Below are 19,199 nucleotides of genomic sequence, written 5' to 3'. Positions count from 1 at the left end.
CTCAGGCGAGCGCCTTCCCCGGGTCCAGCTCCGTCGGGTCCTTGAGGTCGACGCCCGTGCGACCCAGCGCCCGGGCCGCGCCGAACAGTGCCGCGATCGTGCGCGCCGCAGCGTCGTACGACAGGCCGTGCGGCGGGCGGATGTTGGACACGCAGTTCCGCTCGGAGTCCAGACGGCCGACCTCGGGGTTGAACGTGAGGTAGGCACCGAGGCTGTCGGGCACCGACAGGCCGGGGCGCTCCCCGATCAGGACGAGCACGGCGCGGGAGCCGAGCGCCCCTCCGACCTCGTCGCCCAGGGCCACCCGCGCCTGGGTGGCCACGACGAGGGGCCCGAGCTCGACTCCGGGACCGAGTGCCCGCTCGACCGCCCGCAGGAACGGCGCGGCGTGCGTCGCCACCGCGGTCGACGACAGGCCGTCGCACAACACGATGGACAGGTCCGGGTCGCGCTCGCTGGGCGCCCCGGCACGGATGGTCCGCAAACGGTCGACGTCGTCCGCACGGAGGCGACGGCCCAGGTCCGGGCGCCGGAGGTACTCACCACGCGACGTCGCGCGGCTCGCGACCTCCACGATCGGCTCGTTGCTGTGCCGGCCGGGTCCCGAGCCCGCACGGAGCGAGGCCGCCAGGGCATCGAGGTCGAGCTCGGCGTGCACGGCGTCGCGCGCGGCGGCGTGGTCCGCCCGGAAGGCGAGGACATGCGCCGTCGGCATCGCGTGCCCCGAGTGCCCGAGGCCGATGCGTGCCTGGGTGGTCGACCGCAGCAGCGCCCACGGGTCGTCGGACGGAGAGATCGAAGGACTCGGTGTCATCGGACGACCTCCACGGGTCCAGCGATCGTACGCAGCACCGACGACTCCAGGCTGGCCGGCGACACGCGACCACGCTCGTCCAGCATGTCGACCGAGGCGAGCCAGGCGTCGAACTCGGGCGCCGGCCGCAGCCCCAGGGTCTGGCGGGCGTACAGGACGTCGTGGAAGGCAAGGCTCTGGTAGCCCAGCATGACGTCGTCCGCGCCCGGGACCGCGATCACGAAGTTGCAGCCGGCTACGCACAGGAGCGTCAGCAACGTGCCCATGTCGTCGCTGTCGGCGTCTGCGTGGTTGGTGTAGCACACGTCGACGCCCATCGGCAGGCCGAGCACCTTGCCGCAGAAGTGGTCCTCCAGGCCCGCGCGGATGATCTGCTTCCCGTCGTAGAGGTACTCGGGACCGATGAAGCCGACAACGGTGTTCACCAGCAGCGGATCGAGGTCCCGGGCGACCGCATAGGCCCGCGCTTCCAGCGTCTGCTGGTCGATCGGGACGCCACCGACGCCGAGATGCGCCCCTGCGGAGAGCGCCGACCCCTGACCCGTCTCGAGGTACATCACGTTGTTCCCCACCGTGCCGCGCCCCAGGGACCGTCCTGCCTCGTTGGCCTCGCGGAGCACGGCGAGATCGACGCCGAACGCCGCGTTGGCGCCTTGCGTCCCCGCAATCGACTGGAAGACCAGGTCGACCGGTGCGCCGGCCTCGATCAGCTGGATCGTCGAGGTGACGTGCGTGAGGACGCAGGACTGCACGGGGATGTCGTAGCGGGTGCGGGCCTCGTCGATCAGGACGAGCAGGTCGGTGGCGTTACGGAGCGAGTCCGATGCGGGGTTGATGCCGATGACCGCGTCTCCGCATCCCATCAGCAGGCCGTCCAGGATCGCCGCGCTGACCCCGGTCGGATCGTCGGTCGGGTGATTGGGCTGGAGCCGCGTCGCGAGACGCCCGCGGCCGCCGATCGTCGTACGGAAGCCGGTGATGACCTCGGCGCTGGCAGCCACCTGGATCAGGTCCTGGTTGCTCATGATCTTCGAGACAGCCGCGACCATCTCGGGCGTCAGGCCGGGAGCCAGCTGACGGAGCCGCTCCGCGCAGTCCGCCAGCAGCGTCAGCCCCAGCAGGTGCTCCCGGAGCTCGCCGACCGTGAGCGACGCGATCGGGGCGAACGCCACCGCGTCGTGCCCGTCCTGGATCAGCCGGGTGACCTCGTCCTGCTCGTAGGGGACGACGACCTCGGTCAGGAACTGGCGGAGCGGCACGTCCGCCAGAGCGTACGCCGCGGCGACCCGCTCCTCGGCGGTCGCCGCCGCGCATCCGGCGAGCTGGTCACCGGAGCGCAGCGGCGATGCCTTGCCCATGAGCACGGCGAGCGACCCGAACTGGTAGGTACGCCCCCGCAGGGTGTGGCGGAAGACCATCAGCTGAACTCGACGCTGCCAGCGGGTGCGTCGATCGCGGCGTCGACCCGAGCGTGCAGCCCACCGTTGAGCGCGTACTCCTCCTCGGGCGACATGATCAGGTTGTGCCGCCCCCAGATGGCGAACACGACGAAGATCAACACGTAGACCACGATGATCGCGAGGATCGCCGGCAGGAAGGTCGGGTTCAGCAGGAAGCCGAAGAACACCGCCGCCGAGATGGCCAGCGCCGACCAGGCACCGGCCAGGCCCCACGGGCTCACGTAGGGCCGCTCGGCCAGCGGGAACTTCTTGCGCAGCACGATGAACGAGACCATCTGGAGCGCGTAGGCACCGACCGCACCCCACGTGGCGATGTTCAGGACGATCGCACCGGCAGGACTGGACGAGCCCCCGGCGGCATCGACGATGACGAGGGCGGCGTAGCCGATCACGGCGCCGGCGATGAGGGCGACGGTCGGGGTCTGACTGCGACCGGTCAGCGACAGGACCTTCGGGTAGTAGCCGGCGCGGGAGAGCGAGTACATGTTGCGGCCGTAGGCGAACATGATCCCCATCAGGGAAGCGAGCAGTCCGATCAGCGCGACCAGCGCGAGGGCGGCCGCGGCCGTGTCGCCGACGATGACACGGAAGCCGTCCAGGAGCGGTTCGAGCGACGTCGCCGTGTCCTCCGCGCCGAGCACGCCCGTGTTGAGGACGAGGATGAGAAGGCCGGTGACGATCAGGGTGCCGCGCGCCCACAGACCGGCTCGCGGGATGTCCCGGACCGGGTTGTGGGACTCCTCCGCCGCGAGCGGCAGCTCCTCGATGCCGAGGAAGAACCACATCGCGAAGGGCAGCGCGAACAGGATCGGATAGACCCCGTGCGGGAGGAACGACGAAGCGCCGAAGCTGCCGTCGGCTGCGATGTTCCAGAGCGACGAGACCGAGAACGCGCCGCTGACGACTGCCATCAGCGAGAAGACTCCGATGATCGCGATGCTGATGATCGACAGGGCGATCGCAACGTTGAACGACACGTGCGCACCAGCTGTGTTCAGAAGGATGAACGTCGCATAGAGAACGGCCCACCAGACCGGTCCGGGCAGGTGGAGGCCGAGGAGCTCGCCGGTCACCCCGTCCGCGTACGACGCGGAGAAGTAGACGACGACGGCCGTCGTGGCGACGTACTCGATCGTCTCGCTGAGTCCGGTCGCCAGACCGCCCCAGGGGCCCAGCGCCGAACGCGCGAACGAGTACGCGCCTCCGCTGTGGGGCATCGCGGCCGCCATCTCGCCGATGGAGAACGTGATGCCGTAGTACATGACGGTCAGCAGCGCGAAGGCGACCAGCATGCCGCCGAAGCCGGCGAAGTCGACGCCGAAGTTCCAACCGGAGAAGTCACCCGAGATGACGGCGGCGACTGCCAGGCCCCACAGGCCCCACACTCCTGCGCTCCGCTTGAGCGTCCGCTTCTCGAAGTACTCGTCGTCGGGTCGCGTGTAGGTCACGCCCGCTGATCTGGTCTCGGACACGTGGGTTCTTCCTTTGCTGGGGCGCTCGCATCGTGGATTCGGCGCGTGGATCGGCACGCCGGCGGCGTCCCTGGTACGTCATCCAGTCTGGAAGTTCGCGAGCCCCGGCAACCGCCCCTGCGTAAACGGCCTGTTTCGGTATCCGCGCCTGCTGTGAATGGTTGGTGACGCGCTTCCGCCCGCCTCGCCCGCAGGGCCGAGGACGAGACCCTGGCAACAGCAAACGGCCGGCCGCCCCACAGGGGCGACCGGCCGTCGTACTGCTGAGGATCAGAAGTTGATCCTCTGATGTCGGGGTTTTGCACCACCTAGCAACACCTGCCGAAAACGGCGGTTGACCTGTGGAAACGCCTTCCAGCGCTTCGCGGCGTCAACCGCCGTTTTTCGTTGGCATGTGTACCCAATGTGTGCCCAGGGCGATGGGGCGCCCACCTCTCACGTTGGCCGGGCGGCCCGGCCAAACCTTCGGCGAGTGGGCACCGTTTCGACCTCGAGCTGGTGGCTGAGTCGCTGGACGACGAGCTGCCGCGAAGCCAGGACGACGCCGTCCCCTTCTCCAGCCACGTGCCTCAGGTCCTGCGGCGCGAGAGAGGTAGGGGTCGCCGAGGACGGCGCGCCAGCGCCGCCCGCAGTCGGCCCAGCCGGCGAAGCCGGCCTTGATGGTTCTAAGAGGTCAATGCGGCAGGGAAAGTGGCTGACACCGCCCGCTCAAGCAAACGATCGGGCCCAAGCGATTGCTCCGAAGTAGGACTCCAGGACGTGATGTTCCTTCCACATCGGACTCGATTCCCGGCATGACGCGGTGGCACTTACACAAAGATCCTGACGGACTCTGCGCCCGACGAGGAACTGGTCGCGGCACGGCCGCACGGTTGGGCGCCCGCCGGTCCCGTTGGATCATCCCTCGCCCTCGCCCAATTCGAGGACGTACTGGTCGATGTCGAGCTCAGCACGAGCCAGTGCGAGCCAGCGAAGCGCACCGCTCGACAGGTGAAGACCTGTGGTGACCGAATCGGCGGGGTCCAGCTCCTGCACTGCGGTCACGACCGCCTCGCAGCCGAGCTCGACCAATGTGGCTACACGAGTGGCCACCTCATCGCCGAGCCCCTCTACTGCTTGGGACAGGCCCTCTGTTCCAGGGTGCATGGCATCCTCCCAGCGGAGGTATCGCGTCCATGTCGACCATGCGCGGGCAAACCCAGGACGATGGGACGTTTCTGCACCGATATCGACTCCCTCGTCTGGTTCACGCCCCAATGCGGTCGTGAGCTCTTGGAGCGATAGTGAGGTGCTCTCGATGGCGAGCTGCGCTCTGAAGACGGCCACTAGTCGGCCTTCATCCACGTTGGGATGTTGACCCGACCGTTCTTGCTAATGAGGTTGATTCGCGTGCACGAACACTTGGCAAGGTCGAACCGCCCGCCGTTGCGCGCCCCGACGTACTCGGCCTTGAACGCCTCGGGGTCGGTGCCGTGGCGCTTCGTCAGCTGCTTCGCGAAGCTCTTGCTGAGTCTAGTGAGCCCGCCCGGCTCGCACTTGTGGTTGTGCACGAGGATCGAGTCAGTGCCGACGTGGTACGTGTGAAGGTCCGCAACTGTCAGGTTGTAGGCCGTGAGATCGTTGATCGAAACGGCGAGCCCTTCGATCTGGACAGCCTGCCCGTCCGCATCAAGAAGCCAGTCGCCGATGGCAAGGTCGATCGCATTGACCCAGGCTCCACTCACACCGGCTTCGCCCGGCGGGGCGCGTCCTTCGACCCAGAAGGGGTGTCCGTCGGTGGCGTCGATCATCGTGCCGTCGGCGAGCCTGATGGCGACCATGGTGTGGATGCCGGCGTGGCGGATCAGGTCGACAACGACACGTGGGCCTTCCTCGCCGGTCGCAGGATCGGCCGCCCAAACGGAGTCGCCGAGTTCCACCTCGCTAATCGGTTTGAGCGTGCCGTCGGCCATGAGGACGGGCGTGTCATGGTCGAAGGAGTTGAAGCTGCAGGCGCTTTTTGCCGCCTTGGCGAGAGTACTGGTCTTGCGGGCGGCCTGGACAGCCCGGACACCCTTGTAGGCCATATACGCGCCGCGAGCGGCTGCGCCTGCTGGAATGAAGCTGACCGCGGTTAGGGCGATGTCGACCTTGTGCTTCGAGACGAACTTAACCGTGGACTTCGTCGCGGACTTCACCTTCGACCAGAACGACAATCCGTCAAGATCGAACGCGTTGATCGGATCCGCGGGGTACACGTATGCGTTGTCGTTGCCGCCGTAGACCGGATCACGGGTAAGGAATCGTCCCGTGGCGGGGTTGTAGAGGCGGACGCCCATGAGGGTGAGCCCGGCGAGGGCGTCACCGGAGCGGAGCTTGGAGCCGAGCCATCCGTACTGCCCACCAGCTGCAGGCGCCTGGGGCCGGTAGAGGCCGTACTCGGTCGTTTCGGAGTAGGTCTCCAGGCTTGCTGCGCCGACGGTGTTGGCCATGGTGGCTGTGACGTCACCGTGGGGGTTGGCGAGCTGGATCTTGTCGCCGCCGGTGGAGTTGGCCAAGAGCGCGAGCCCGCCGTCGATGCCGGTGACGTTGCGGGTCCACTTGTTCGTCCACGCGGTCACTGCGTCGGGTCGGGTGTCAGTTGACTGCCAGGCCGGGGAGTCCGACCCGCCGGCGTAGTGGTTGGTCGTCTTTCGGAGCTCCACCCCAGCGGTGGTGGACGACATGGTGGCGAGGCGCCCGTTCGCGTCCAGGCCCCAGGTCTGGCCTTGGGCGCCGCCGGCGGCGTTGGGCCGGGTTAGGGAGGCGACGAGGTCGTTGGCGTAGTACGTCGCGGTTAGGTTGCCGTTGGCTGGATCGACCGTGTCCGCGCCCGGCAGGGTTGTGGTCCGCCCAAGGGTGTCGTAGACGTAGCCGGTGTCGGTCTTCTTGTCGTCGCCGTCGAACGTTCCGTTCACGGTCGAGCTCGGGGTGGTCGTCTGGCAGGCTCCGCCCGCGCCGGGCGCGTAGGAGGTCAGCGTGTTCCTGTTGGAGTCGAGACTGAAGCCGTAGATGCGGGTGGTGCACAGATTCCAGAAGCCGTCTTCGACCTTCGTCAGGCGGCCACGCTGGTCGTAGTCGTACCACTGGTACCCGAGGGTATTGACGTCCAGACGAACCCGGCCGTCGACGTCGCGGTACATGGTCCAGCCGACCAGATCGGCACCCGCGGCGTTCTCGTACGTCCGGGTGAACTCGGCGCCGGCATTGGTGAAGGTGCTGGTCCGCACGACCCCGTTCGGGTACACGACCTTGGTCAGGTTCCCGTCCGCGTCGGTCGCAGCCGTGAAGAGGTCCGGGCCGGTTGAGAGGCCGACGTCGAGCTTGGTGAGCAGGCCGCGTCGTTCGGTCTTGCCGTTCGCGTCGGCGCCGTCGTACGTATACGTGTAGGTGCCCTTGCCGTCGTTGAACGTCGCGAGGTTCCCGGCCGCGTTGTAGGTCGAGGTTCCCGTATTGCCGCTGCCGTCGGTCTGGGTGAGGGTCCGACCCCAGGTGTCGACGGTGGTGGCGGCCGTCTGGCCGTTTCCGGTCGTGGCATTCAGAGCGCCGGTGGTCTGTTCGTAGCCGTACGTCTTGTCGGGAACCGCGACCTGACCGGCCGGGGCGTTGACCGACGTCACTGCGTCCTTGGTCGCACGACCTGCACTGTCCCGTGTGGTGACAGAGATCCGCTGGGTGGTGCCGGCAGTTTCGACCGACCGGGTCGGACCGCCGATGTAGTCGAAACCTTCCGACGTGGTCGTCGGCGCGCTGCCGCCCGCTGGGCCCACCGAGCAGACGGCGTCGACCCATTCGGGCTTGTTGCGGCACGCGGCGAGAGGGCTGGAGCCGTCGGCGGTGTAGTAGCGAACGATTCGGGACCGCGCATCTGAACCGGCCCCGTCGAGGGCGGCGACACCTTGCGGGGTACGGGTCTCGACTACCTTGGCCTCGGGGGTGAAGCGGATCAGCGTGGTGGACCATCCCCCACCCAGCGAGGTCGAGACACGAGTGGGCTGGCCCAGGATCCAGCCATCGCCATCACCAGCGACGACCGGCTGATACCGGTTCCAGGTAACTTCAGCATCCGCCGTTGCGTTGGCCATGTCAGCCACCGAGCTCGTGGTCTTGATGACGACGTTGTGCCGTGGGGTGTCGGCAGGCGTCCACGTGGCAGGCTTGCCGGGCATCTCAGCGGCGGTGGCTTCGTCGTCATACAGGTAGTCGACGCGCTGGCGGCCCCACAGTGAGCTGCGGTCGTTGCGGACGACCCAGTCGATCGGTGAATACGACTGTTCCAGGCGCGTGCCGTCAGCCGAGTAGACGTTGACGGAGCCGTTGTAGTAGCGGATCTGGTTCGCGGTCGAGCCGGTCGCGAGGCCGCTCGCACGAGCTGCCGCGTCCAGCGACCAGGTCTGGTTGCCGTTCGAGTCGTACTCGACCGTGTCGATCAACCAGGCCCCTGCACCGTAGGAGGCGGTGTTGGTGACCTTGCCGTCGGCGGTGAAGTAGGTCAGGTCGGCGTAGGTGTAGTCCGTGGTGCCGGGGGCGTCGGGCCCGAAGACGGCAGCCCCGGCGGCGGGGATGGTCTTCTGGCCCCAGGCCTTGCTGGTGTCGCCAGTGAGGTCGGGGAGCCCGGACCCCGAAATCGCGAGGTCGTACTTGACCGCCCAGGTGGCGGTGCCGCCCACGGCGGCGTCTTGGGCGCGGGTGGCGCCTTCGAACTTGCCGGTGGTGGCGTTGAGGGTGAAGGTCCAGGTCTTCTCGCCGGGCGGGGTGAGCGAGGCGAGGTGGGTTCGGCCTGCGATCGTTGTGTAGCCGTAGCTGGTGGCGACGTGGTTGGCGCCTGCGTTGTAGTCCAGCCGCGGGTCCCAGACCGAGGCGAGGCGGTTGTTGGCGTCGTAGGAGTACTTCGCCACCGGGACAGTGACCATCGCTGCGGCAGCGGTCGGGGCGCCGTCGATACCGGGCTTCGGGTCCCAGATCTTGAGGTCGACCTGCGCGAGGCGGGTGGACGTGCCGGTGCCGGTGTAGGTCAGCACCAAGGCGCGGCAACCCCGGGCCTGGGTGGTGGCGTTGCAGGTGACGCCGGGCGGTCCGGAGTAGATTCCGGAGACGTACTCGCTGCTCGGGCCGGTGTAGCCGTACGTCACTGACGGTGCCGTTGAGGGCTCCTTGACCCCGGACGCCTTCCAGGCGGTACCCCCGGCGTGGGTCCAGGTGGTGACGGTGCCGTCTTCTTCGGTCAGGGTGAGGGTCTTCGGTGTTCCGGTCTTGAGTTCGAGCTTGTCGTTGTCGGCTGCGGTCTCGCCCTGACCCAGATAGACGCCGACGGCTTGCGCGGCCGGTCCGCCGAGCTTGTACACCGACGATGAGCCCTCAGTGTCAAGCAGCGTGATCGTGCCGTCGGCCGCGGTGGAGTCGACGACCTGAGCGCCTGCGAACCCAAACTGCGGACCGTGCAGGTTCGCTACCCAGCCGGGCCCGAAGACCGACTCAGCCGGGGTGCGTGCGCCGGCGCCGAGAGACTGGAAGGTACGGGCCACCGAGAGGTCGGTGCGGTAACCGGGCACCGATACGTCGGTCTCGGAGTGCTGGTATTCACCCGTCAGAAGCGCGACCTCAGCGGGGCCGACGGTCGCGGTGGGGAACATGCGGCCGAAGGCATGCGCGACCAGCGTCACCGGACGGGCTTTGCCGCAGGTCTGGGCTGCTGGCGGGAAGGTGAAGCAAGCTTGGATCTCGAGGTTCGCCGGGGCCGAGAGTCCCGTTTCGGCTTCGGCGTCCCAGACCAGGTCACCGGTGCGGGTGATGGCGCCGTTCGTGTCGACAGATCCGTTCCATGTCGTGCCGGCCTTCTTCACCTGGGTCGCAGTGGTCCAGGTGCTTGTTCCTGCAGCGCGCCACTTCAAAACGGCGGTGCCGATACCGGCGGGGCTACCTGCATTGACCTGAAGTTGACCGGCAAACGCCGCGCCCGGTGTGGGGGTCGTGAAGCCGCCATCACCGACACCGAAGGTGTAGGAGGACGCGGAGACGTTCATGGCCGCGTCGTAGGCATACAGACCGAACACGAACGTGGAATCGATCGCGACATCGAGCGGGAGCGTGGTCTGGTTGTTCGCCGTCGGCGGGACCGTGACCCACTCGTGGCCGTCATTGATCAAGATCCACTGCGTGTCGGACGAGACGGTGATCGTGCAGGTCGTAGTCGGCGCCGGTCGAGTGGTCTGCCAGGAGCCGTTGGCGTAGTTCGGGCACGACATCGCCGGCGCCGTTGGTGGGGTCAGGTCGACATCGAAAGCCTGATCGGTCGACCATGCCGAGGTCGCGATGCCATCCGAGACCCGCCAGGAGGCGGTGTAGGAACCTGCCGCCAGTGCAGTGGTCAACGTGCGGGAGACCTGCGTGCCCGCGAGCACCGACCCGGACGTCCAGGACTGCACCACCGTCGAGCCCTGCCGGATGCGGAGCTCCGCAGTGACATTGCCGCCATCAGCGTCGGCCGGGGTGGTGGAGAACGTCGGCGTGGTCGACCTGGTCTTGTAGGTCGAGCCGACCGAGCCGGCCGGCGTCACCATCGTGTAGTCCGGGACCGCCGGAGGGGTGTTGTAGGTGATGGAGAGCTTCGGGGCCTTGGCCGAGTCGCCGTTCTCCAGCGACCGAAACTTCCGCCAACCCGAGGCGGCCGTCTCGTTGTCAGCCTTGACCTGGACGCCGTAGTTGGCGGCGCCGCCCTGCCAGGCCTGAACTATGGTCTTGGCGTCGAACGAGACCGTGCCCTCGGTGGCGCATCCTGTCGTTCCGAAGGACTGGGTCGAGGTGGTCGATCCAGTCGACGTTGTCGTGGGCTGGGTGGCCCAGGTGAGGTTGCCGATGGCCCAGGAGGCGGTGACCTGCGAGATCCGGGTCGCCGTGCCGGCGCAGGCCCCGGTCACGAAGTTTGAGTAGCTCATCGTCGCTGAGGACACGATCGCGCCCGGCTTGGACGTCAGGGATGCGATGTCGAAGACGGCATACGAGCGGGCGATCGTTGCACCGGCGTCGATTGATCCGACCCGCAGCTCAGCAGACAGCGGCTGGGTGGAGGTGTCGCCGGCGGACTGGACGTAGGTGTCGCCGATGGTGGTGATCAGCAGGGTCGGGTCCACGGTCAGTGGATAGACGCGCGCCGGGTCGGTGAGGTATTTCATATCCGGTCGGAGCACAAGGGTCCGGTCAGCGCCGGTGCCTTCGAGCGTGGCATCGACCGGCTGGCGGTCGGTCTTCTCGGCGGAGTCCCACATCACCGGTGCGGTCATCGTGGCGAGGGTCTTGCCGTCCTTGCGGACCTCGAATGAGCCATCCTTGGCCGGCACGAAGCGGCCCTCGGCCAGGTGCAGCGGAACGCGGTACTCGATCGGGGTCGCATCGGCGGCCGGGGCCTCGTCCAGGACGACGGAGAAGTTGAAGCCATCCGGCATTGAGGTCAGGACCAGGTCCCCGGTACCGGCTGCGTCCTCGAACGTCAGCTTGTCGTCCTTCGGCGTCGACTGCGGCAACGTGGTGGGCCACTCAAGCGTCAGCGCCGCCTTGCCGTTGGCGCCGTTCAGCGTGGCGAGCGTCTTGTCGCCACCTTCGGAGAACACCGCGTCGTACGGGACAGCCTTCGGGGCAAAGCCCTTGCCCGCGGAGTCGATCGTCGGGTCGACCGCGACCCACTTGTCCTCGTCCCCTCGGGAGCGAACGACGCCGGAGTAGGCCTCTGTGGTCCAGGTGCCATCGGGGTTCGCGAAGGTCGCCGTGGAGGGGGTGCGGTCGGTAAGCGATTCCACCCGCTTCTTCTGCGCCCGGGCGGTCGACATCGCCGAGATTGCATCCGGCCTGTCAGCCACGACGGCTGGTTTCGAAGCGGCCACCGCGGGGCTCTCAGATGCAGCGACGACCTGGCACGCAGCCACGATCAGGGCAGTCGACAACGCCGGCGAAATGACGCGCAGCACACCCGAGCAACGACCAAACATGCGAGACCCCCGTTGGATCCGACACGTCCCGAGCGCGTCGACTTGTTGTGGTGCGCAAGAGCGTGTCGGAACTCGAACGAAGCCGCAACCGAAAGCCGGCGTCTCCAATAGGAGAAAAGGGATTGTTTCCAAAATCCGTAAATGGCGCACCCGCCGAGCCATTGGATAGAAGGTGTCGCGCCAGTGTTTGTAACAATGTCAAACCTGACGAACGATCCCCAAGGCGACTGACGCGCTGATTCGTTGCCTACGTACGGAGCAGGCCGTGCTCAAGGTAAGCGGTCGTATTCGAAGCCAGTGCATCGACTGCCGCGATCAAGCGTCGCGCGAGGCGGTCGGGCATCAATTCGGAAAAACGCGAAATGGCGTGAAACTCCCAGAACTCGAGCTCCTCCCGCTGAAGCTCAATGGCATCTAGTTCCTCTACCGACAGTCGTCCGCCAGCGAACACGAACAGAAGCTTGTCGCCCTCGCGCTCTGAGGGAGCCCAGTCGGATACCAGGAGATTGCCAACGTGAACCTCCAACCCGAGCTCCTCGCGGATCTCGCGCTCGCATGCCTCGATCGGGGTCTCCCCCGGCTCCACGTAGCCACCCGGGATGTCCCAGCCGTCCTTATAGGTCGGCTTCACGAGAAGCACGTGGCCGACGTCGTTGACGAAGAGTGCGCCGGAGGCTACGCGGGGACGAGCACTCAAAGGCAGGCCGTCAGTCATGCGAAGACCCTAAGGGGAACCAGGTCAAGCGACGTTGAGTCGCTGGGCGAGTCCCGCGAGCTGGTGGCTCGGCTTGCCCTTCTGAGTCCGGACCCACATCTGCACCAGGTGCCTGCTGAGGTAGTGATAGCGCACCTGCTCGGGCGCGATCCGCTCCGCATCGAGGATCGCCGCAAGTGCGAGCTCGCGCTTGTTCGTCGTACTCAGCGCCCGCGCCACCTCGAGCGAGTGGCGAACACGGCGCTCTGTGGGCACGGCTGAGGTGTCCAGGTCGGGTCCAAGATCGACGGCGATCTGCACGTCGCCCAACTCCATCGCCGTGGATACGCGGTGGATCGAGACATTCGTGGGCCCGAACGCAGTCCACAGGCGGTTGTGGTCGCCGCCCAGCCGGCGCGCGGCTCGGTCTGCCTCGTCGAGGAAGTCGCGGGATCCGCTGCGGTCCTCGTTGCGCGCCGCCGCCATCGCTCCGACGAGTAGCGCCGTTCCGTAGACGGACACCAGCGAGGATCCGCCCCTCTTGAGGTGGGGCTCGAGGTAGTCGGCGGTGTCCTGGACAAGGTTCGATGCTTCGGCGAACGCGCCAGTCGACAGCAGCGAATGTGCGACCGAGCGGAGCAGGGATCCGACGATCACCGGGTTCTGGCTGGCCTGCGCCTCCCTGATGCCCCGGTCACTGGCACCCCACGCGAGGTCAGCCTCTCCGAGCTTGGTGAGCACGCTGGCGGCGACCTGGTATGTCAGCGCCAGTCGACCGGACGCCACACGGCGATCGTCACCGTCGTACAGGCTGGCTGCGTCCTTCATGGTGGGAATCAGCCCGACCAGCCGGTTCGTGACGTAGCCAAATCGCGACTCCTGGTAAGCCGACCAGACGTCGTCCAGGTCCTCGCGTAGTACGTCGAGCGCGACGGGCTCGTCATTGATCGGCTTCTGACCAAGGCCGCTGACCTGCCGATAGTCCATGAGCACTGCCCTGAGCGCAGGCACGGTCTCCTGGCCGCTGTCGGGCGTCCACTCCATCAGTGACGGCTCGGAGAGTAGGTCACCCAGCGTCACGTCGAGTGCGCGAGCGATGTGGCGCAGGACGGAGACACGGTCGAGTTCAATCCGCCCGTTCTCGACCTTCCCGAGCCAGTCGGCGGTGCGCCCAACGAAGCCAGCGAGCACCTCCTGGGAGAAGCCGCGGCGCTGCCGATACCAGGCGATGCGCTCGCCAACCGTGAGCTCTGCCGTCATTCCTCGCATGACTTGAGCGTCGCACCGCCTTCCGACAGACCCCGGAAAAAGATTCCGGGTTCCCGAGTCGAACTGTCCTTAGCGTCGAAAGCGAGTCGAACACGACCACCCCTCCGGGGGCAAGCAACTCACCAAGGAGAACCGTCATGAGCACGTACTACGTCGACAGCGAGCGCCAGAAGATGACCGCGACCGGGATCGTCACGCCGGTCATGGAGTGGATCGAAACCCCGGACGGCCGACGCCGGCCCGGTGACCTCCAGATCCGCCACGAGGACACCGGCATGCGGCTCTGGCAGATCGAGGTCACCTACCGGGCCGAGGTGTTCGGCCGTGAGCACACCGTGACCGCTGGCGTGACCGTCGGCGCTGAGCAGGAGCCCAACCCCGACGTCTACTCCCCCATCGTCTTCGACGTGCTCAAGGTCGAGGCGCGCGTGAACAAGGCCGGCGGCTGGGTCGAGCGCTGGGACGCGGAGTCCATCAAGCGTCTGGTCCCGGCGGCTGCCAAGACCACCACGCAGAAGCCGAGCGACAAGGCGGTTGCGTGATGGCTGCCCGTTTCGACGAACTGCTGCCCGCGATCCTGCTGCTGACGAACGGACCGCGCGATGCTCTCGAAACCGTGCGCCTGCGGTCCCTCGTTCTCGACCCTGAAGACAGCCGGCCACAACACGCCACCGAGCTCGCAATCACCGCAGCGGACTGGACGGCGGCCAACGCGTTCGCTGGGTGGCTCGGGCTTCGGGAGTCGGAGGACCACGACGTGCAGACGCTTCCCGATGGGACCGAGCTGATTGTTCGCACCTGGTCGGCATGGCGGCAGACCATTGTCGAAGGTCAGCGTCGTCCACTCGCGATCCGCCTCGAGGCGGCCGAGCCCGCTGTTCTGTCGTCGTCGCCCCGGGTAGTCGTCGAGGAGGTGGCGTCGTGACTGCCGTCAGCGTCGCCCTAGTGCTCGCACTGGTGCTGCTGCTCCTGATGAAGGGCAACGGACTGTCGCCCTTCCCCGCCGTCGTTGCCGTCACCTTCGGCCTCGTGCTGTCGGCCACTCCTGCTGGCCCCGGGATCGACCGGGCGCTGGACGCAACGGGTGGCTGGATCTGGTCGAACGGACGGTCCCTGTGATGGACGCGCGGATCGGGATCTCTGGCGAGAAGTACGGCGGCCGCGGTCTCGCGCTCCGTCCGGAGTCGGTCAAGGTGCCGCTGTGGATCGTCGTGGCCGGTCTGTTGGGACGCTGGCTGACGCGATCGATCACCAGCATCATCCGTCGACCGGGCATCTGGCTCCCGGCCGTGCTTCTGGTGATCCCGATCCGCGCGACAGGACCGCTCGGCCTCTTCTTGCCGCTCTTTGCCTTGGGCAGCACCTTGGCGGGCTGGGCAAAGCTCGCGCCCGAGTCGTTCCGGCGGGTTGTCGCGTGGCCAGTCCGGTCCACGATCCGCCGGACATTCGTCTACCGCCGCATGTGGCAACCCGCGATGGTGACCTGCGGACTGGATGCACGGGTGGTCGATCAGCAGTACCTGCCGCAGCTCGGTCCTGTGCGCTCAACCGGCAACGTCGACCGCGTGCAGGTCCGGATGCTTCCTGGGCAGATCCTCGAGGACTACGCAGAGCAGGCCGAGCGCCTCGCCATGACGCTCGATGCCGTGGAGTGCCGTGTCCGAACCGGTCAGAAGCATGGTCAGGTCGAGTTGTGGTTCCTGGTGAACGACCCGCTCCGCGAGATGGTCCCGACGTTCGACGCCGACGAGTCGCCCGATCTCGAGGCGCTGCCGGTCGCCCTTCGTGAGGACGCCAAGACCTACCACCTTCGGCTCCGTGGCAACCATGTCCTCGTTGTCGGCGCGACGGGCGCTGGCAAGGGATCGGTCCTCTGGTCCCTCGTCTGGTCGCTCCAGGGTGCCCTCCGGGCCGGGTCGGCCCACCTGTGGGTCCTGGATCCGAAGGGCGGCATGGAGTTCGCGGCGGGTGCTCCGCTCTTCGAGCGCTACTGCTACGGAGACCAGGACGCCGAACACCCGCTCGAGGTGCGCTCCTACGAACTCGCGTTCGCGCGGTTCCTCGAGGCGGCCGTCTCGGTCATGCGCGACCGGCAATCGCGTCTTCGGGGCGTCACGCGACTGCATGAACCGACTACAGACGACCCGCTCATCGTCGTCTTCGTCGACGAGCTCGCGTCGCTCACGGCGTACGTCAACGACCGGGATGCCAAGGCGCGGATCAAGGCGGCGCTGTCGCTGCTGCTCTCGCAGGGGCGTGCCGTCGGAGTCGTTGTCGTTGCTGCCCTGCAGGACCCGCGAAAGGACGTGCTGCCGTTCCGCGACCTCTTCCCGACCCGAATCGCCCTGAGGCTGACAGAACCGGAGCAGGTGGACATGACGCTCGGTGACGGAGCTCGACGCCGCGGCGCGCTCTGCGACCGCATCTCCGAAGGCCTGCCGGGCATCGGCTACGTCGTGCTGGACGGTGTCGCAGAACCGGTGCGCGTGCGCTTCCCGTTCATCAGCGATGACGACATCCGGTTGCTCGCCGGCCCGCCCAACCTGCGCCTCATCGATGGCGGCGACGTCGCATGACCTCTCTCGAGCAGCTCGAGCTCGCGCGCGATGACGGCCTCCTGCGCGCGACTGCCGAGGCCAACGGCGTGTGCGTTCGGCCGGTCCTTCAGGAACTGATCGACACGAAGACCGGCGTCGCCCGCACAGTGGCGATCCCCTGCGGCGCAACCCGCGAATCCAAGTGCCCGCCCTGCGCGGCCAAGGCTCGTCGGCTCCGCATCCAGCAGTGTCGCGAAGGCTGGCACCGGGAGGACGAGCCCGAGTTCGATGCATCCGAGGACCAAACTGAGGACACCGAGGAATCCGACGACGTCGAGCCTGAGGACCCAGAGGAGGTCACCCGTCGCGTTCGGTCGACTCGGCGCCGCCAAGACGTTGCCGACCTCCCACGGCTGCAGATGACGGAGCGCACCGTCGGCCGCGCAATGATGTCCCCGTCCGGGAAGACGTACCGGCCATCGATGTTCCTCACCTTCACGCTGCCGTCGTACGGCCGGGTCCGTGCCGACGGGACACCGCTCGATCCCGACACCTACCGCTACCGGCAAGCGGCGCTCGACGCGATGCACTTTCCCCGCCTGGTCGACCGGCTCTGGCAGAACCTCCGCCGCTGCGCGGGATTCAAGGTGCAGTACTTCTCGGCAGTCGAGGAACAGAAGCGGCTCGCCCCTCACCTCCATGCAGCGGTGCGAGGCGTGATCCCCCGTTCGGTCGTCCTGCAGGTCGTCGCCGCGACTTACCACCAGGTGTGGTGGCCGCCCTGCGACGAGCCCGTCTACACGACGCGCTTCCCCGAGTGGAACGAACAACTGGAGACCTACGTCTGCCCGTGGTCCGGCGCTCCGCTCCAGACGTGGCAACAGGCGATGGACGAGCTCGACGCCGAACTGGAGGCCAACCCTGCGAAGCAGCCCGCCCACGTCCTCCGGTTCGGCAAGCAAGCCGACTACAAGTGGCTGGTCGCTGACTCGGTTCGCACTGACAAGGTCCTGGGCTACGTCACGAAGTACCTGACCAAGTCGATCGCCGACACCTACGACCCCGACTCGATCTCGGGCCGCCAGCGCGCCCACGTCGATCGCCTGATGCACGAGGTTCGCTGGCTCCCCTGCTCTCCGGAATGCGCGAACTGGCTGCGCTTCGGGATCCAGCCGAAGGACGCTGTTGCCGGTCTGGAGCCGGGCGCTTGCTCGCGAGCTGCACACGATCCCGAGAACCTGGGCTTCGGCGGGCGACGTGTCTTGGTGTCCCGGCAATGGACCGGCAAGACACTCGACGAGCATCGTGCCGACCGCGCCGCCGTGGTGCGTCAGGTGCTCGAAGAGGCCGGCGTCGACCCGGAGTCGATTCCGACGCTGAACCGCTGCTCGGCCGATGTGGAGGAAGGTCGCTTCCGCTGGGAGCCAGTCAACCCACGCGACATCAGCTCGGGACTGTGGCGGGTCGCCGTGCTCGCCTCACTCCGCGAAGCACAGGCCAGACGGCAGCAGTATCTCGAGGCCAAACGCGCCGGACCCCGTTCGGCAACTCAAGCCCGTCAGACCGCACCCGCGGCCTGATCGATCGGAAGGAGAGGGAAATGGACAAACTGATGACCACCGAGGAGGTGTCGGAACTCCTGGGCATCCCGGTCACGACGCTCTATCAGTGGCGGCACAAGGGCTCAGGACCGCGGTGCATTCGCGTGGGGAGGCACCTTCGTTACGCCGTGGCCGAACTCGAGCGATGGCTCGACGAGCAGGCGGCGTGACATGGCGAGCGTCGAGCGGCTGACCCGCAAACACGCGTCCGGGAAGACGGAGATCCGGTACCGGGTCCGCTGGCGGGATCCCGACGGAAGACAGAAGGCCAAGACCTTCATCCGCAAGGGCGACGCCGACCGGTTCCGCAGCACCATCGCAGCCGACCTGGTCCGCGACGCCTACCGCGATCCGGACGCCGGACGCGTGTTGTTCCGGACGCATGCCGCCGAGTGGCTGATGGCGCAGACCTTCACACCCGCGACGCGCGATCTGATCGAAACCCGGCTGAGGTTGCACACGCTGCCGGTGCTCGGCAACACACAACTCCGTGACTTGCGGCCCTCAGCCATCCAGTCCTGGCTCAAGGGGCTCGACCACCTTGCCGTCAACTACCGGCGGGTGCTCTTTGACCACGTCATGACAATCCTGAACGCCGCAGTCGATGACGGGCTGATTGCGAAGAACCCGTGCAAGGCACCCTCGGTGAGGAAGCCGGCGCTTGAGCAGCGCAAGGTCGTGCCGTGGCCACCCGACCAGGTCAACGCGCTCATCGAGTCGATCGTGGCGCGACACCAGCTGGTAGCCGTCCTGGCTGCGGGCACCGGGCTCCGCCAGGGCGAGATCTTCGGGCTGTCTCCATCGGACTTCGACCTTGAGCGCGACGTCATCGAGGTCAGGCGCCAGGTGAAGCTCTACCGGGGGCACGTCCGCTACTTCGACCTCCCGAAGGGTGGCAAGACACGCACGGTCGCGCTGCCCGGATCGGTCCGCCAGGCCTTCGAGCGGCACCTTGAGCAGTGGCCCACGGCCGACGTGACCCACCCGTGGGCCAAGCCGGACGGCGATCCGGTGACCTTCCGACTCTTCTTCGCGACGACGACGGGGCAGGCGTTGAAGCGGGACGTGTTCAACGAGGGCACGTGGTGGCCGGCCCTACGGCGGATTGGCGTGCTGCCCAGCAGAGAGACCGGATGCCACGCCCTGCGGCACTTCTACGCCAGCACGCTGCTCGATGCCGGGGTGTCGATCAAGGTCGTCAGCGAGTACCTCGGCCATGCGGATCCGGCCTTCACGCTGCGGACCTACACGCACCTGATGCCGAACAGCGACGGACGCGTCAGAAACGCAGTGGACGCGGCCATCTGTGTACCCAATGTGTACCCAGACGCCGCGTCCACTGCATAAGCGCA

14 protein-coding genes are annotated in these 19,199 nt (G+C 67.2%); 7 read left to right on the top strand and 7 right to left on the bottom strand.

All coding sequences use genetic code 11. The annotated features are described in order from the left end of the window. Position 1: 1 nt before the first annotated feature. The 7 genes from eutC to D4739_RS10265 form a co-directional block, all read right to left on the bottom strand. On the bottom strand, positions 2–814 hold the full coding sequence (gene eutC, locus D4739_RS10290; RefSeq protein WP_120060535.1) for an ethanolamine ammonia-lyase subunit EutC: 813 nt from the start codon (positions 812–814) through the stop codon (positions 2–4). Continuing rightward, complete coding sequence (locus tag D4739_RS10285) at positions 811–2,232, bottom strand: ethanolamine ammonia-lyase subunit EutB (protein WP_120060534.1); 1,422 nt, start codon at positions 2,230–2,232, stop codon at positions 811–813. The genes eutC and D4739_RS10285 overlap by 4 nt, the downstream gene beginning before the upstream one ends. After that, positions 2,232–3,746: an amino acid permease gene (locus D4739_RS10280; RefSeq protein WP_120060533.1), complete on the bottom strand. Its 1,515-nt coding sequence runs from the start codon at positions 3,744–3,746 to the stop codon at positions 2,232–2,234. The genes D4739_RS10285 and D4739_RS10280 overlap by 1 nt, the downstream gene beginning before the upstream one ends. An 897-nt stretch (positions 3,747–4,643) precedes the next feature. Continuing rightward, positions 4,644–4,838: a hypothetical protein gene (locus D4739_RS16690; protein WP_147384875.1), complete on the bottom strand. Its 195-nt coding sequence runs from the start codon at positions 4,836–4,838 to the stop codon at positions 4,644–4,646. Between the two features lie 233 nt (positions 4,839–5,071). Next, positions 5,072–11,557 (bottom strand): DNRLRE domain-containing protein, encoded by a 6,486-nt coding sequence (locus D4739_RS17365; protein ID WP_182920370.1) that lies wholly within the window; start codon positions 11,555–11,557, stop codon positions 5,072–5,074. Positions 11,558–11,993: 436 nt separating this feature from the next. Next, positions 11,994–12,461 carry an NUDIX domain-containing protein gene (locus tag D4739_RS10270; RefSeq protein WP_120060531.1) on the bottom strand — a complete coding sequence of 156 codons (468 nt, stop codon included), beginning with the start codon at positions 12,459–12,461 and terminating at the stop codon, positions 11,994–11,996. Between the two features lie 24 nt (positions 12,462–12,485). Then, positions 12,486–13,709, bottom strand: coding sequence for a helix-turn-helix domain-containing protein (locus tag D4739_RS10265; protein ID WP_220699271.1), 1,224 nt, complete (start codon positions 13,707–13,709; stop codon positions 12,486–12,488). Positions 13,710–13,846: 137 nt separating this feature from the next. On the opposite strand from D4739_RS10265, the gene D4739_RS10260 reads away from it, so the two are divergent. The 7 genes from D4739_RS10260 to D4739_RS10235 are packed head-to-tail and all read left to right on the top strand — an operon-like array spanning position 13,847 to position 19,194. Beyond that, entirely contained in the window at positions 13,847–14,251 is a 405-nt protein-coding gene (locus tag D4739_RS10260) for a hypothetical protein (RefSeq protein ID WP_120060529.1), read from the top strand. After that, positions 14,251–14,634, top strand: a complete 384-nt coding sequence (locus D4739_RS10255) for a hypothetical protein (protein ID WP_120060528.1) — start codon at positions 14,251–14,253, stop codon at positions 14,632–14,634. Before D4739_RS10260 ends, D4739_RS10255 begins: the two co-directional genes overlap by 1 nt. Then, positions 14,631–14,828, top strand: coding sequence for a hypothetical protein (locus D4739_RS16685; protein WP_147384873.1), 198 nt, complete (start codon positions 14,631–14,633; stop codon positions 14,826–14,828). The genes D4739_RS10255 and D4739_RS16685 overlap by 4 nt, the downstream gene beginning before the upstream one ends. Next, positions 14,828–16,285, top strand: a complete 1,458-nt coding sequence (locus D4739_RS10250; RefSeq protein WP_120060527.1) for an FtsK/SpoIIIE domain-containing protein — start codon at positions 14,828–14,830, stop codon at positions 16,283–16,285. The genes D4739_RS16685 and D4739_RS10250 overlap by 1 nt, the downstream gene beginning before the upstream one ends. Further along, entirely contained in the window at positions 16,282–17,826 is a 1,545-nt protein-coding gene (locus D4739_RS10245; protein ID WP_120060526.1) for a replication initiator, read from the top strand. Before D4739_RS10250 ends, D4739_RS10245 begins: the two co-directional genes overlap by 4 nt. Before the next feature lie 20 nt (positions 17,827–17,846). Continuing rightward, a complete protein-coding gene (locus D4739_RS10240; protein WP_120060525.1) occupies positions 17,847–18,017 on the top strand; it encodes a helix-turn-helix transcriptional regulator in 171 nt (56 codons plus the stop codon). A gap of 1 nt (position 18,018) precedes the next feature. Further along, on the top strand, positions 18,019–19,194 hold the full coding sequence (locus tag D4739_RS10235; RefSeq protein ID WP_120060524.1) for a tyrosine-type recombinase/integrase: 1,176 nt from the start codon (positions 18,019–18,021) through the stop codon (positions 19,192–19,194). The last annotated feature ends 5 nt before the right edge of the window (positions 19,195–19,199 follow it).

This window comes from Nocardioides cavernaquae (assembly GCF_003600895.1).
GTDB classification, from domain to species: domain Bacteria; phylum Actinomycetota; class Actinomycetes; order Propionibacteriales; family Nocardioidaceae; genus Nocardioides; species Nocardioides cavernaquae.
The sequence above is the reverse complement of the archived record's forward strand: the minus strand, read 5'-3'. Positions and strand labels throughout refer to the sequence as shown.